Annotated in this window: 15 protein-coding genes and 1 pseudogene; 15 read left to right on the plus strand and 1 reads right to left on the minus strand. The window is 57.2% G+C overall.

Going from position 1 to position 14,365, the window contains the following annotated elements; translation table 11 throughout:
* Positions 1-8 precede the first annotated feature (8 nt).
* From ABYV89_RS00355 to ABYV89_RS00420, 14 genes are all read left to right on the plus strand, one after another.
* Complete coding sequence (locus ABYV89_RS00355) at positions 9-776, plus strand: segregation and condensation protein A (RefSeq protein WP_432820920.1); 768 nt, start codon at positions 9-11, stop codon at positions 774-776.
* Positions 769-1,317: an SMC-Scp complex subunit ScpB gene (gene scpB / locus ABYV89_RS00360; protein WP_432820921.1), complete on the plus strand. Its 549-nt coding sequence runs from the start codon at positions 769-771 to the stop codon at positions 1,315-1,317. The genes ABYV89_RS00355 and scpB overlap by 8 nt, the downstream gene beginning before the upstream one ends.
* A 54-nt stretch (positions 1,318-1,371) precedes the next feature.
* The gene (locus tag ABYV89_RS00365) at positions 1,372-2,082 is read left to right on the plus strand and encodes a pseudouridine synthase (protein ID WP_432820922.1); all 711 of its coding nucleotides are present in this window, start codon (positions 1,372-1,374) and stop codon (positions 2,080-2,082) included.
* Between the two features lie 158 nt (positions 2,083-2,240).
* On the plus strand, positions 2,241-4,496 hold the full coding sequence (locus ABYV89_RS00370) for a tetratricopeptide repeat protein (protein ID WP_432820923.1): 2,256 nt from the start codon (positions 2,241-2,243) through the stop codon (positions 4,494-4,496).
* Positions 4,496-5,428 (plus strand): ExeA family protein, encoded by a 933-nt coding sequence (locus ABYV89_RS00375; RefSeq protein WP_432820924.1) that lies wholly within the window; start codon positions 4,496-4,498, stop codon positions 5,426-5,428. Before ABYV89_RS00370 ends, ABYV89_RS00375 begins: the two co-directional genes overlap by 1 nt.
* An 88-nt stretch (positions 5,429-5,516) precedes the next feature.
* A complete protein-coding gene (gene mutL, locus ABYV89_RS00380; protein ID WP_432820925.1) occupies positions 5,517-7,328 on the plus strand; it encodes a DNA mismatch repair endonuclease MutL in 1,812 nt (603 codons plus the stop codon).
* Entirely contained in the window at positions 7,328-8,302 is a 975-nt protein-coding gene (miaA, locus tag ABYV89_RS00385) for a tRNA (adenosine(37)-N6)-dimethylallyltransferase MiaA (protein ID WP_432820926.1), read from the plus strand. Before mutL ends, miaA begins: the two co-directional genes overlap by 1 nt.
* Positions 8,283-8,516 (plus strand): RNA chaperone Hfq, encoded by a 234-nt coding sequence (gene hfq / locus ABYV89_RS00390; protein WP_432820927.1) that lies wholly within the window; start codon positions 8,283-8,285, stop codon positions 8,514-8,516. Before miaA ends, hfq begins: the two co-directional genes overlap by 20 nt.
* A 201-nt stretch (positions 8,517-8,717) precedes the next feature.
* On the plus strand, positions 8,718-9,815 hold the full coding sequence (locus tag ABYV89_RS00395) for an AI-2E family transporter (RefSeq protein ID WP_432820928.1): 1,098 nt from the start codon (positions 8,718-8,720) through the stop codon (positions 9,813-9,815).
* Positions 9,808-11,103, plus strand: a complete 1,296-nt coding sequence (locus ABYV89_RS00400; protein WP_432820929.1) for a DUF512 domain-containing protein — start codon at positions 9,808-9,810, stop codon at positions 11,101-11,103. The genes ABYV89_RS00395 and ABYV89_RS00400 overlap by 8 nt, the downstream gene beginning before the upstream one ends.
* An 18-nt stretch (positions 11,104-11,121) precedes the next feature.
* Positions 11,122-11,763: a lactate utilization protein gene (locus ABYV89_RS00405; RefSeq protein WP_432820930.1), complete on the plus strand. Its 642-nt coding sequence runs from the start codon at positions 11,122-11,124 to the stop codon at positions 11,761-11,763.
* 19 nt (positions 11,764-11,782) lie between these two features.
* Positions 11,783-12,568 (plus strand): tetratricopeptide repeat protein, encoded by a 786-nt coding sequence (locus ABYV89_RS00410; protein WP_432820931.1) that lies wholly within the window; start codon positions 11,783-11,785, stop codon positions 12,566-12,568.
* A gap of 9 nt (positions 12,569-12,577) precedes the next feature.
* Entirely contained in the window at positions 12,578-12,931 is a 354-nt protein-coding gene (locus tag ABYV89_RS00415) for a CidA/LrgA family protein (protein ID WP_432820932.1), read from the plus strand.
* The gene (locus tag ABYV89_RS00420) at positions 12,924-13,616 is read left to right on the plus strand and encodes an LrgB family protein (protein ID WP_432820933.1); all 693 of its coding nucleotides are present in this window, start codon (positions 12,924-12,926) and stop codon (positions 13,614-13,616) included. Before ABYV89_RS00415 ends, ABYV89_RS00420 begins: the two co-directional genes overlap by 8 nt.
* 78 nt (positions 13,617-13,694) lie before the next feature.
* Here the strand turns inward: ABYV89_RS00420 and ABYV89_RS00425 are convergent, their stop codons facing one another.
* Positions 13,695-13,988 carry a PxxKW family cysteine-rich protein gene (locus ABYV89_RS00425; protein WP_432820934.1) on the minus strand — a complete coding sequence of 98 codons (294 nt, stop codon included), beginning with the start codon at positions 13,986-13,988 and terminating at the stop codon, positions 13,695-13,697.
* A 177-nt stretch (positions 13,989-14,165) separates the two neighbouring features.
* On the opposite strand from ABYV89_RS00425, the pseudogene ABYV89_RS00430 reads away from it, so the two are divergent.
* Positions 14,166-14,365: pseudogene (locus ABYV89_RS00430) on the plus strand (hypothetical protein); the annotation flags it as partial.

The raw sequence follows: 14,365 nt of genomic DNA on the forward strand, positions 1-14,365 counted from the left end.
GCGGTTAGATGCCTTACGATATCAAGATCGATAATTTCGAAGGGCCTCTCGATCTGCTATTGCATCTCATTCGCAAGAACGAGATGGATATCTACGATATCCCGATCGCCGAAATTACCGGTCAATACCTGGCGACCATCGACGCCATGAAGAGCCTGAATCTTGATATTGCAGGCGAATTCCTGCTGATGGCGGCGACCCTGGTGCATATCAAGTCGCGTCTGCTGCTGCCGCAATCCGAAGATGAGGTCACCGAAGAAGATGAGGATGATCCCCGGGCTGAACTGATTCGGCGACTGCTCGAATATCAGAAATACAAAGAGGCGGCCACCGAGCTGGATTCACGCCAGGTGCTCGGCCGCGATGTGTTTGCCCGCAAGTTTCCCTCTCCGGAGTTGGCAGAGCTGGAAGAAGATGAGTTTCAGGCCGTCGGTCTTTACGACCTGGTGGATGCCTTGCGCGGGCTGATTCGCAATATTCCCGAAGCGACCTACCACGAGGTGACCTTCGAGCAATTGTCGGTCACTGAACGGATTAACCAGATACTGTCCCAGTTGGCCGGCAAGGAGAATCTGTCCTTTGCCGACCTGTTCACCCCGTCACCGAGTCGTCACGAGATTGTGGTGTCCTTCCTGGCCATGCTGGAACTGGTGAAACTAAGAATGGTTCGCCTTCTGCAGAATTCCCGTTTCGGCACCATCTGGCTCTTTCCGGCGGTCGCTGATGACTCTGCAGCCGGTCTTGACTTTGACGAGGATGCCCTTGGATATGGTTGATCTGAAACCGATTGTCGAGGCCCTGATTTTCGTTTCCGAATCCCCGGTAAGGGCGGATCAGATCGCCGAGGCGCTGGATGTGGAAAAACAGGTGGTGGCTCCCCTGCTGCGTCAGTTGTGCAGCGACTACGCAGACGGCAGCCGCGGGATTATCCTTGAAGAAACCGCCGGCGGCTTTCAGTTTCGGACCCGCCCCGAGTATGCCGAATGGGTTCGCCGTCTGAGTCGCAACAAGCCGTTCCGTTTTTCCCGGGCGGCGCTGGAAGCTTTGGCGATCATTGCCTATCGCCAGCCGATCACCCGGGCCGAAATCGAATATCTGCGTGGCGTCGATTCCGGCGGGGTGCTGAAAACCCTGCTCGACAAACACCTGGTACGAATCCTTGGCAAGAAGGATGTGCCGGGTCGCCCAATGATATACGGAACCTCCCGCGATTTCCTTGAACTCTTCGGTCTCAAGGACCTGTCGGGCCTGCCCACTTTGAAGGAATTCAGCGAATTGGCTCTCGAAGCTCCGCCATCCGCTGATGACGCTCTCTGATTTTATGCCGCCGTGACCGCTTTTGTAGGCGGTCACCCTTTTTTCAGGTCAACCATGAAACAACGGATCCAGAAGATTATTGCCAGCGCCGGCCTGGCTTCCCGCAGGCAGGCCGAAAAATGGATTGAAGAAGGGAGGGTCAGGATCAACGGCTGTCTCGCGACTCTAGGCGATAGTGCGGACCCCGACAATGACCGGATCGAAGTGGATGGCAAGCCGATCGAGGTTGAATCGGAAAAATACTGCATTCTGCTGCACAAGCCGGTTGGTTACGTGACTACGGCTAAAGATCCCCAGGGAAGACCGGTCGTGGTCGACCTGGTGCAGAACCTTCCGGTTCGACTCTACCCGGTCGGGCGTCTTGACCTCAACACCAGCGGGTTGCTGCTGTTGACCAATGACGGCGACCTGGCGCAGCATCTGGCCCACCCCCGCCATGGTGTCGAAAAGACCTACCTGGCCCGGGTTCGCGGTGCCGTTTCACCACAGACCGTGCAACAGCTCGCTTCCGGGGTGAAGCTCGAGGATGGCTTGACCGCGCCGGCACGGGTCGAGGTCACCCGTCAGCAGGGAACGAACAGCTGGGTCAAGATTACCATTCGAGAGGGGCGCAACCGGCAGGTGCGGCGGATGTTCGAGGCGCTTGGTCACGCGGTGAGCCGCCTGCAGAGAATTGAATTCGGCTTTCTGACCCTCGAAAACCTGGCTCCCGGCCAGTATCGGCGTCTATCGAAGGCTGAAGTTGCGAGACTGAAGCAGCTTTAAGGGGGGCGGGCATTTCATCGCTAGCATGAAGGGTTGATCTGGCTGGCGCGGCGGCGGCCTTCTGTTCCCTGTCTGGTCTCTTTGGTTTAACTTGACACTCTTGCCGGTGATGGTTTAGATTTCAATAATATTCTTTATTTTTCAGCGGGATGGTCACATTGACAAAAAAAGAAAAACTTCTTGCTTCAGCTCAAAAAAGCCTGCAGAAGGGTCAGATATCCAAGGCCATTAAAGACTACCAGAAATTGGTGGAACTTGAACCCAACGACCTTCGCAACCGTCAGAAGCTCGCCGAACTCTATAATCGCTCCAAGATGCCCGCACTGGCGATCGAAGAATTTCAAAAAGTAGGCAAGCATTACACGGATAACGGCTTTTTCCTGAAGGCCATCGCTGTTTACAAGCAGATCCAGCGGATCGATGCGGGACGTGACGAAGTTTATCTCAAACTAGCAGAATTGAACGAAAAGCAGGGGCTGATCGGCAACGCCCTGGCGGAATACCGGAGCCTGATCGCTCTCTATGAAAAATCCGGGGATTCGGAAGGGGCTGTCAAGGTTCTGCAGAAAATGAAGAGCCTTGACCCGGAAAACTTGAATATCCGGGTCAAGTTGGCCGAAACTTTTGCCAAAAAGGGCAGGCAGGACGAAGCGCTGGAAGATTTCCAGGATGTCCTTAAGGTTCTGCAGGCCAAAAAGGATAGTGTCAAGATCCTCAAGCTGCATGAGATTTTCGTCGGCTTTTTCCCTGAGCAGGAATCCATCAAGGCTGGACTGGGACAGGCGCTTATCCAGAAGGGGGATGTCGACAAAGGCATTTCTCTGCTGGAGCCGCTGCTCGAAGCCGACCCTGCCCACCAGGGGATTCTGCGCTCCCTGGCTGAAGGGTATCGGAAAAAGGGCGAACACGTCAAAGCGGCGACGCTTTATTCCCGTCTTGTCGCCAGTTATCCCGGCGATCTTGATCTTCGCGAACTACAGGTTCAGGCCTGCCTCGACGGCGGCACCCTTGACCAGGCGCTGAAGATTCTCGAAGAAACCAAAGCCGCCTTTTTCGAAGCCGACAGAGTTCCCAGGCTGAAAGAATATTATGAGCAACTCCGTGATCTTCTGCCTGGTGAAGAGCGTGTCGTGGCGACCCTGCATTCCATTTACGAAGTCAGCGGAGAAGGCGGCAAGCTGTTTGATATGCTCTCGGCAGGAAAGTCTGATGCAGCCTCGGCAGGGACAGCGGTAAAGCCCCCGTTTGAAGCGGCGGATGAATTTGAAGAGCTTGATTTCGGCGATAATTCCGTCGCAACTGCCGACGAAGTCCCTTTAGCGGAACCGGAACCCGAGGTTGAAGAACTGGAAGAAATTCCCCTGGAATTTCTGCAGGAGGTAGACGGGGAAGCCGCAGTCGGGGAGGTTGATACATCAGGGGAGGAAGAAGAGCTTTCCCTTGAACTGGAAGTCGATGATGCTTTCGGTGACCTTCAGTTCGATTCCCCCGAAGAGCCTGTGGCCGCTGGCCCTTTAAAAGGTGAGACACTTGAGCTGAACGATGAAGAACTGTCCTTCTCTTTCGATGACGAAGAGACCAGCGACGCTCCTGCCGAAACAGAGAGCTTGCCCGACTTTGACTCGACCGGCAGTGCCGTTGCCGGTGATGTCACCGCGCAGATCGAAGAGGCGGGCTTTTACCTGACCCAGGGGTTGTTCAGCGATGCGGAACGGGTTTGCACGGAACTGCTGGCCGCTCAACCGGAATGCCGGGAGGCCGAAGAACTGCTCGCCGATATCCGTTCCCGGCGGGAACAGGGCGCTGCGGGTCTGACGTCGGGCGAAGATGACTTCTTCAACTTTTCGGCCGAGGTGATGGCCGAGGTGGAGGATGCAGTAGAAATCCCCGCTCCCGCCGCGGTCAAAAAGAGCCGCTATGCGATGGAAGGGGAATTCTCCCAATTCAAGAAGGGCGTCGAAGAACAGATCGGTTCCGAGGATGCCGAGTCCCATTTCAACCTGGGTATTGCCTATCGTGAAATGGGGCTGATCGATGACGCCATTGGCGAGTTCAATCATGCGATGAAGGACCCTGCGAGGCGATTCGATTGCCTGACCCTCAAGGGCATCTGCCTGCTGGATAAGAAAGACTTCGAAGGGGCCGAAACCTCGTTCAAGCTCGGCCTGTCGACTTCCGGCCTGGCCGAAAACCAGCGAATCAGTCTCTTTTACGAACTCGGACTCCTGTATGAAGCCTGGGACCGCCCCCTCGACGCCCTGGACAGCTTCCAGAGCGCCGCGGATGTCGACCTCTTTTTCCGCAACGTGCGGGACAAAATCCAAGGGCTCAGAAACCGCCTGGGGATGGAAGATGGCGATGACGGCGATTCGAACGAAGGTGGTGGGGGTAAAGACCGGGTATCCTATGTTTGATGGTTTTGAATCCTGACGAAGGGGGCGTTGTGGCATACACGGAATATTTCGGATTGACTCGGGAGCCATTTTCCAACGCGCCGGATGCCCGTTTTTATTTTAACAGCGAACAGCACAGCCAGGCCTTGGTCCGGTTGATGTACGCAGTCGACTCCAACCAGGGGCTGGCGGTCACCATCGGCGGAGTGGGGACGGGTAAAACCACCCTGGCTCGCCGGATGCTCGACAACCTGCCGGAAGACCGTTACGAATCGTCCCTGCTGGTGATGGTTCATTCGGGGATTACGCCGGACTGGATTCTGACCCGGATCGCCATGCAGCTGGGCGTCGAATCCCCGGATGAAGACCGTCTGCCCCTGCTCAAGCAATTGTATGATCGACTGCTTGAAATCGACAAGGCCGGGAAGAGGGCAGTTGTCCTTATCGATGAAGCGCAGATGCTGCAAACCCGTGAATTGATGGAAGAGTTCCGCGGGCTGCTGAATCTCGAAATCCCCGGCAAGAAACTGCTCAATATCGTTTTTTTCGGTCTGCCTGAAGTAGAAGACTGTCTGCGCCTGGACGAACCTCTGGCCCAGAGAGTGGCGGTCAAGTACCACCTGCAGTCCCTTTCTCTCGCGACGACCAAGTCGTATATCAAGCATCGCCTGCAGATTGCCGGTGCCGGTCGCATGCTGTTCGCCCCCGAAGTTATTCCTGTTATTCACCGCTATGCCGGCGGGGTGCCAAGGCTCATCAACACCATCTGTGACAACTGCCTGTTTGAGGCGTTCATGCGCAAACTGTCTGAGGTCGATTTGAAGACCGTGCACAGCGTCGCCGGCGACCTCGGCCTGTTGAGCCAGCCTCTTTCATCCGGCAGCCAGGGGGAAGCGCATGGCGACCTGGATGAAATCGAAAGCATGCTCGACCGTCTCGAACAGCAGATCTGACCGCAGCTCAAATTCACTACTAATTCAGAGGCCGGTTAATCCGGCCTCTGTTATTTTAAGCTGGTACCCATTCCCGTTTCGGAGTTCCATGAAGCAGACGATACAAATTCTTCCTGAACAGCTTTGCAACCAGATCGCAGCCGGCGAAGTCGTGGAACGCCCCGCCTCGGTGGTGAAGGAACTGCTGGAAAATTCGCTGGATGCCGGGGCTTCCGAGATCTGCATCGAGGTCGAGAAGGGCGGGAAACGGCTGATCAGGATCATCGATGATGGCTGCGGGATGGGGCGGGACGATGCCTTCCTCAGCCTGGAACGTCACGCCACCAGCAAGATCCGCAGCGAGTCCGACCTGTTCGCTTTGAACACCCTGGGCTTTCGCGGTGAAGCCCTGCCATCGATTGCCTCGGTCTGCCGGATGCTGCTGCAGACCTGCGCCCAGGACGGGGAAGAAGGCTGGGAAATCTATGCCGAGGGGGGGCAGGTCAAGCGGGCCGGGGCGGTCGGCATTCCGCCGGGAACCAGTATCGAAGTGCGCGACCTGTTTTTTAACACCCCGGCCAGGCGCAAGTTCCTGCGCAAGGACGAAACGGAATTCGGTCACATTGCCGACATTGTCACCCGGCTGGCACTGGCTTCTCCTGAAGTTCAGTTCCGGCTGCTGCACAACGGTCGTCCGCTGATCGAAGTCTACCGGCAAAACGGGCTGGCGGAACGGATCGGGGCACTGCTCGGTCGGCCGCTGCTGCCCGATCTGCTGCCGGTGGCCGCCGATGGCGGCAGCGATCTTAAGTTGCGGGGCTTTGTTTCCCAGCCATCGGTCCACCGTTCGACCACCGGGGCTATGTACACCTTCATCAATGGCCGCTACATTCGTGACCGAGTGGTGCAGCACGCCCTGCTCGAGGGGTATCGCAATGTTCTGGTCAAGGGGCGCTACCCGGTCGTGATCCTTTTTCTCGAAATCGACCCGGCGCTGGTGGATGTCAATGTCCACCCGACCAAGCACGAAGTCCGTTTTCGCGATCAGCGACTGGTCCATGATTTCATTACCAGTGCCGTGCGCGATGTGCTGCGACCTTCGGGCTGGCTGAAAGAAGCGGGGGGCCATCTCGAACCGTCGGCGGCCTTGGCCCCTCCGCCCAATGAAAGCTCCCCCCCCTCCGCTGCTCTGGTGCTCGATCCGGTGCGGAATAGCCGTAAAGAAGTGCAGGAGTCGCTCCAGCTGTACACGCGCGCCGAGCCGCCAGCGATCGATCGTGCCTTCAATCCGCCGCAGTCCCGTCCTCAGCCGGCGGCAGAGGCTGGCGATACGCCGGGGTTTTTCAGCTCGCTGCGGATTATCGGTCAGTACCGCAACAGCTACATCGTCTGCCAGGATGGCAACGACCTGGTTCTGGTCGATCAGCACGCGGCCCATGAGCGGATCGGGTTCGAGCGGTTGCGCAAACAGTTCAGTTCCGGAAACATCGAGCGCCAGTCGCTGCTCTTCCCGGTGGTGATTGAGCTCGATTTCCGTGAGGCCGATCAGTTTGCCGGCCAGATTGAAAAGCTCGATCGACTCGGTTTTGAGATCGAGCACTTCGGCGGCAAGTCGTTCGTACTTAAGGGCGTGCCGCAATGTCTCGAACAGGGCGGCGCCGAACAGCTGGTGAGGGACATCGCGGCCGAAACAACGCTGATCGGCAAAAGCGTCCTCGCGGAAGAATCGCTCGACAAGGTCTTTATCCTGATGGCCTGCCACGGGGTGATCCGCGCCAACCAGGCGCTTTCGATGCCTGAAATGAAAGCCTTGCTTAAGGAAATCGATGCCGTCGACTTCGGAGCGCATTGTCCTCACGGTCGGCCGGTGATGATCCGCCAGAGCCTGTCCGATATCGAAAAAATGTTCAAGAGAAGCTGATGGCAAGCCCGAAACTGCATATGGAACCACGTCCATTGCTGGTCATCTGCGGCCCGACGGCTTCTGGTAAAACCGCCTTGGCCATCGACCTCTGTCGTCATTTCGACATTGAGGTAGTTTCCGCCGACTCCCGGCAAGTCTATCGCGGCCTCGATATCGGCACCGCCAAGGCGACCGCTGAAGAACGCCGCAAGGTGCCCCACCATCTGATTGACGTGGTCGATCCGGATGAAGACTTTTCCGTGGCCGATTTTGTTGGTCTGGCCACAGACGCCGTTGACCAGATTCATGAACGGGGACGCCTGCCGGCCGTGGTCGGCGGTACCGGACTTTACATCAAGGGATTGACTGAAGGCCTGCTGGCGGCACCAGGCGGTGACCGCGCTGTCCGTGACGAATTGCTGGCTATTGAACGTGAGCAGGGGAGCGGCACCCTCTATCGGCGTCTGGGCGATGTTGACCCGCAGCTTGCGGCGAAACTCTTTCCCGGTGACTTGTTGCGGATAGTACGGGCGCTGGAAGTGCATGCCCTTTCCGGCCGCCGGCTTTCCGACTATCAGCAGGAGCACGGTTTCGATGAACGGCCCTATGAGACCCTGAAAATCGCCCTGACCCCTCAGCGGGAGATCCTGTACCGGCGGATCAATCAGCGGGTCGAGCAGATGTTTAACGATGGCTTGCTGGATGAAGTCAGGCAGCTTCTCGACAGGGGATATGCGCCCGAGCTCAAGTCGATGCGGACCATCGGCTACCGCGAATCGATTCTCCATCTACAGGGGCACTTATCCCTCGATGAGGCCATCGCTTTAATCCAGCGCGACAGCCGCCGTTATGCCAAACGGCAGCTGACGTGGTTTCGTCGTGACAATTCGATAATTTGGGTTGATTCCTTTGCGGAGTCTGCTAAAATCCAAAAGTTCATTGAACATTTTATGCATCGTACAAGGAGCGGATATGGCCAAGACCCCTTTTAACATTCAGGATCAGTACCTCAACCAGGCGCGCAAGGAGCGGGTTCGCGTAACCGTCGTGATGATGTCGGGTGAAAAGCTCGAAGGATATATCAAGTCCTTCGACAGCTTTTGCCTCCTCATCGAAAGCGGTGGCGACATTCTGCTGTACAAGCATGCCATTTCTTCGATCACCTCTACGGATGGCTCTTTCCGTCTGCATGGCGGTAAAGACTGAGATCCTCTGAGCTTTCAGCGGGTTTCGAATGATTCACAGGTCCCGGCATGGCGCAGCAAGCGTCATTGTCCGGGACCCTCGTCTTTTAAGCCTGTCGATTTCATCCGCGTCGGATGAAACCAATCTGAAAAGTCCGTGTTTGCTCCTGAAAAGCCGAGCAGGACAGGAATTTTGATACCACGGGGGAGGGGAGTCGTCCCAATGAACCGGAAAATATGGATCACGGCTGGATTCGTATTCAGCCTGCTGCTTTTGACCGGATTCTTTTACCTGATCCGGTCCATTTTCATTCCCTTTCTGCTGGCCCTGATCCTGGCGTATTTTCTCGACCCGGCGGTTGACTGGCTGGAAGAGCGGCGGTTTTCCCGCACCCTCGCGGTAAGCCTGGTCTTCGCCGCATTTCTGACCATCGCCGGAGCGCTGCTCGGCTTTCTCGTCCCTACGGTCAAATCTGAACTTTCCTTTTTGCATAAAGCTTTGCCGGGTTACGTCGACAACCTCTACAATATGGTTCCCTCATCGGTTTTCGAGTGGTTCGGGATTGCCGAGGAGCGGGACCTGCAAAGCCTGATCAACAGGGCCCTGGCCGGGGCAAAAAACCTCTCTTTCGACCTGGTCAACCAGGTGGCCGTATTTCTGTCCCATGCGTTCACCTCGACCTTGAGATTTTTCCTGGCCCTGCTCGGGTATTTCATCATCCCGATCTATCTCTTTTACCTGCTGCGCGATTTCGACCGGATGAAGGATGCCATGGTCGACCTGGTTCCGTTTCGCTGGCGCCAATCGACCATTTCGGTCGGCCTTGAGATTAACGATGTGCTGGGCGGATTTATCCGCGGGCAATTGACGGTCTGTATGCTGCTGGCGGTCTTTTACAGCCTCGGCCTGCTGATTATCGGCATCGATATGCCTTTTGTTATCGGCATCATGTCCGGTGCGGCCTTCATCATCCCGTATCTCGGCACGCTGCTCGGCATTGTCGTAGCCGGAACCATGGCCGTGGTCAAGTACCACGACTTATTGCATCCGGTTCTGGTTGTCGGCCTGTTCGGGCTGGTTCAGGCCCTCGAAGGAGCCGTCATCACCCCGCGCATCGTCGGCGACCGGGTCGGGCTGCATCCCCTCGGGACCATCATCGCAGTGCTGGTCGGCGGCGAACTCTTTGGTTTTCTCGGCCTACTGCTGGCGGTTCCGGTGGCGGCTTCGGTCAACGTCTTGTTCAGGCATGCCCTGAACCGCTATCATCGTTCCGAGTTCCGAGGCTGCGCGCCCGAGCTCGAGGAAGAACCGAATGCTTGAAATACTTTCTGTGGAACCCGGGAGCATCGCCGCCGAGCTTGAGCTGGAAGCAGGCGACAAAATTCTCTCGATCAATAATCAGGTACTCAATGATCTGCTCGATTTTGAGATAGCCTGCCGAGTCGAAGAACTGAGTGTCGAGGTCCTGAAGAAGGATGGCGAACGCTGGCAGCTAGATTTCGAAAAGGATGCCGAAGATACTCTGGGATTGCAGCTCCCCCATCCCGAACCCGCTCAGTGCGGCAATAACTGCATCTTCTGCTTTGTCCATCAGCTGCCTCAGGGGCTGCGCAAATCCCTCTACGTCAAGGATGAGGATTACCGCTTTTCCTATCTGTACGGCGCCTATGTCACCCTGACCAACATCGGCGAGGAGGAGATCCGGAGGATCATCGATCAGCAGCTCTCCCCCCTCTATGTGTCGGTCCATGCTACCGACGAAGACCTGCGCCGGCAACTGCTCGGCCGCAGCGGACCGCCGATCCTCGACCTGCTGCGGCGCCTGACCGCTGCCGGCATCGAGATCCATACCCAGATCGTGGTCTGTCCGGAAGTCAATGACGGCAAGGCGCTGATCCGCACCATCGAGGATCTGTACGCGCTGGCCCCTGGGATTCGCTCACTGGCGGTCGTGCCGGTGGGGTTGACCGGCTTTCGCCAGAACCTTCCCACACTGAGACCGCCGACCGTCGACGAGGCTGGCAACTTGCTGGAGCTGCTGCACGGCTACCAGCGCCGCTTTATCGAAGCGGGCGGGTCCCGGTTTGTCTTTGCCGCCGACGAATTCTACCTGAAAGCCGGGCTGGACTTCCCGGATCTCGATGACTACGAAGATCTCAGCCAGCTCGAAAACGGCGTCGGCATGATCCCCCTGTTCCGGGAAGAGGCCCAGCAGGTTCTGGAAGAAGAAGGAACGCCTGCCGCGCTGGCCTCGCTGACCGTTTCGACGGTTACCGGCCAATCCGCCGCGCCCGAACTGCAGGCTTTTGTCGATGCGCTTGAAAAAAAGACCGGCGCCAGAATTTTTCTGCACGTGATACGGAACGATTTTTTCGGCGGCCATGTTTCGGTGACCGGCCTGATTGCCGGCGCCGATCTCGTCAAGCAGCTTCCTGGCCGGCCGCTGGGGGATGTCCTGTTGATCCCGGACGTGATGCTCAGAGAGGGAGCCGACGTTTTCCTCGATGACCTGTCCTTGGCCGATCTTGAACGGGAACTTAAAGTCCGGGTGGTTAAGATCGACAGTTCTCCCTGGGGGCTGCTCGAAGGCCTTGAAACGTTGTCCTGATTCTGCTCGGGAGTAGCTATGGATGAGCATCTGCGTTGGCAGCAACGTCAGCTGATGGAAAAGTCGGCCGTTGCCCTGGAGAAAAACGGCTTTTCGACGGTTTTATTCAACCACAGGGACGAGGCGGTTCCTTTTCTTCTGAGCTGCGCCGCCGAGGCCGAATCGGTTGGTTTCGGCGGATCCATGACCCTCTCCGAGCTTGACCTGTCCGGCCGCCTTGCTGCCCTCGGAAAAAGAACGCTGGTTCATGGCCTTCCCGAGCTCAGCGCCGAAGAGCGGCGCGTCATCATGCAGCAGCAGCAGAACTGTGACCTGTTTTTCACCAGCACCAATGCCTTGACCCTGAATGGTCAACTGGTGAATATCGATGCTACCGGAAACCGGGTCGGCGCGATGCTGTTTGGTCCGAAGAGGGTCGTCGTGGTGGCCGGCGCCAATAAAATCGCCGTGGATCTCGACAGCGCCCTGGCCAGGGTGAAAAATGTTGCGGCCCCTGCCAACGCCCGCCGGCTAGGATTTGCCACTCCCTGCTCCAAATCCGGTCTGTGCAGCGACTGCGACTCGCCGCAACGGATCTGCCGTATTACCACTATCCTCGACCGGTGTCCCCGCGCCACGGAGATGCTGGTCTGCCTGATCAATCAATCGCTTGGTTACTGAACTTTAAAAGGAATCCGATATGCAGGAACTCGAACTATTGTTAGTCAAAGGGCGGCAGGCCATGGAAAACAACGAATTCGGACAAGCGGTCCGGGCTTTTCGCCAGGCGCTCAAGGGCCACCCCGAGAATGTCGAATGTCTGCAGCTTCTCGGTGAGGCCCTGGCCGAGGACGGCAAACTGTCCGAGGCGATTACCGCGCTTGAAAAAGCGGCCGAACTTGACAGTACGGATCTTGATACCCTGTACACGCTGGGCGATGTCTTGTTCGAATCACGCCAGCCTGACAAGGCTATTCTCACCTATCAACGCATTCTTGAGTTGGACAGCGAAGAAGCCGAAGCGCTGGTGAGCATGGGGCTGGTTTTTTACAGCCAGGACCGGATGGACGAGGCTGAAGCCTGCTACCGCAAAGCACTCAAGCTCGAGCCGGATTCGGTCTTCGCCTTGAACTCGATGGGGGATGTCGCTTATGCCAGCGGGCGCGAGCAGGAAGCCATCGATCTCTATCGTCAGGTTATTGCCCTTGAGCCAGAAGATCCCCAGGGGCACTACAACCTCGCCGAAGTCTATTATGACACCGGTGAGCTGGCGGCGGCGGAAAAGGCCTGTCGCGAGGCATTGCGACTCGACCCGAAATTCGCCTTTGCGTATCTGACTCTCGGCAACCTTTGCCTTGATGAAGAGGAACCCGAAGAGGCCATCAAGCAGTTTCAGGAGTTTTTGCGCCTGGAGCAGTCTGCCGACGCCGAGGATATCCGCAACGAAGTCAAGGCGGTAATCGCGGGACTCAAGGACGAGCTCTAGGGAGACGGGATGGTTCGCGGTTTTGCCATATTGCTGCTGCTGCAATTTCTTGGCGAGTTGATTTCGACTGGCTTGAATCTGCCGATCCCCGGCAACGTTCTCGGCATGGGCCTGCTGTTGCTGGCGCTGAATCTGAAGCTGGTGCGCACCGAGTGGGTTGAAGAGGCGGTGGAGCTGCTGCTGTCGCACCTGGCCCTCTTTTTTGTGCCGGCCGGGGTCGGGGTAATGGTTTATTTTGACCTGATCGCCGCTGAATGGCTGCCGATAGTGGTCTCCACTGTGCTCAGCACCTTTGTGGTGATGGCGGTTACCGGCTGGGTGGCCAGGCTGCTGGAAAAACGGGGAGCACCAGGTGATGCGTGAATTGCTGGGGACGCCCCTGTTCGGCATCGGCCTGACTTTGCTCAGCTACGCCCTGGCCCAGCTGCTCTACCGGCGCACCGGTAGTATTATTTTCAATCCGGTCGCCGTCAGTATTACCGCCATCATCGTTTTTCTTTTGGCCCTGGACATCCCTTATGCTGATTATGCCGTGGGCGGTCGATTTGTCCTCTTTCTGCTCGGCCCTTCGGTGGTCGCCCTCGGGTTTCCGCTGTACACCCGCCGAAAAGAGATCCTGGTCAGAAAAGCGCCGATTCTTATCGGCATACTGGCCGGGGCGCTGACCTCGATCCTGTCTGCTTCGGGGCTGGCCTGGCTGCTCGGCGGAAGCCGCGACGTCGTGCTCTCCCTGGCGCCTAAATCTGTCACCACCCCCATTGCCATCAGCATCGTGGAGAAGATCGGCGGGGTCGCTCCGCTTACGGCCGCACTGGTCGTAGTTACCGGCTGCCTCGGCGCCATGTGCGGCCCCGAGTTCTGTCGTTTGATCGGCGTGAAGGATGCCGCGTCGATGGGCCTTGCCGTGGGAACGGCAGCACACGGCATCGGCACGGCCAGGATGCTTGAGGTCGATCGGCTCGGTGGGGCTATTGCCGGGCTGGCGATCGGCTTGAATGGACTGATCACGGCATTTATCCTGCCGCTGCTGTTTCTGTTGTTTCGATAATCCGATTATCACAAATAAGCACGGGCCGGATGACAATCATCCGGCCCGTGCTGGTTCCTGCGGTACTGCGGCTGAAGATTACTTTTTCTTCTTGCCGGCTGCAGCTTTCTTCGAAGCTTTGAGCGGGTTGACCTTGGCTTCAATGCTGGCGATTTCGACCTTCTGGTGCGTGGCGAAGTTGCAGAGGCCGCTCTTCCATTTCTGCTTCGGGGAAGGGGCAACGGAGCAAACCTGCCCGATGCTTCCGTCTACGATGCGCTCGCAACCCTGGCACGCTTCAACGACGAGTTGACAGCTGTTGCCTTCGAAGATACATCCTTGTTTAGACCAAAAGGTACACTCGGCACCGGGAAGTACAGTCTGACACTGCATGGGTGTTGCCTCCTTGCGTTTGCGTTTTGTCTTTAAGTAAAGGCTACATATAAGGCGTTCTGGGGATTTTGTCAACGTTTTTTTGTTGCGGGTCCAGGTAATCTTCTTGACCCGATGCGGCTCTTTCGCTAGGGTGACGGTTCAAGTCAAGGTGCTGAATGCCGGGAGGTTAAGGTCGTGCCACAAAGTGAATCTACCGCGATTGCGTGGGAAAACAAATGTCGTCGCTGCGGCCGCTGCTGCTATGAAAAAATTGAGTTTGAAGGGGAAGTCTATTATACCGCCACGCCCTGCGAAATGCTTGATCTCGCGACCCGTCTCTGTACCGTCTACGAGAACCACATTTCGGCGCGGCCCGGGTGCACTCCGCTGACGCC

This window comes from Trichloromonas sp. (assembly GCF_041583255.1).
Classification (GTDB): Bacteria; Desulfobacterota; Desulfuromonadia; order Desulfuromonadales; family Trichloromonadaceae; genus Trichloromonas.